Below are 240 nucleotides of genomic sequence, written 5' to 3'. Positions count from 1 at the left end.
GCTGTTGCTGGAGCGTTTTCAGACCAATCCGGAAGCGGCACTGTCGATCTTCCCCTGCGAGCTTGTTCCGCGCAATGGCGACCGCCTCAAAGCGGTTGTTCGCCAGCTTGCAGACGAGTGGCAATTGCCAGCGGGATTTGCCTTTTACCTGAATGAAAAATGCCGTTTCGCCAATAGCCTGGTGGATCGCATCGTCTCCGAGCCAATCGATCCGGTTGGTGCGGTTGCGGAACCCTATGC

Annotated in this window: 1 pseudogene; it reads left to right on the top strand. The window is 57.1% G+C overall.

From position 1 onward, the window contains the following. A pseudogene (locus tag SB816_RS34630) lies at positions 1-240 on the top strand (mannitol dehydrogenase family protein); the annotation flags it as partial.

The organism is Achromobacter sp. SIMBA_011 (assembly GCF_046535435.1).
GTDB lineage: Bacteria > Pseudomonadota > Gammaproteobacteria > Burkholderiales > Burkholderiaceae_B > Achromobacter > Achromobacter dolens.
The sequence above is the reverse complement of the archived record's forward strand: the minus strand, read 5'-3'. Positions and strand labels throughout refer to the sequence as shown.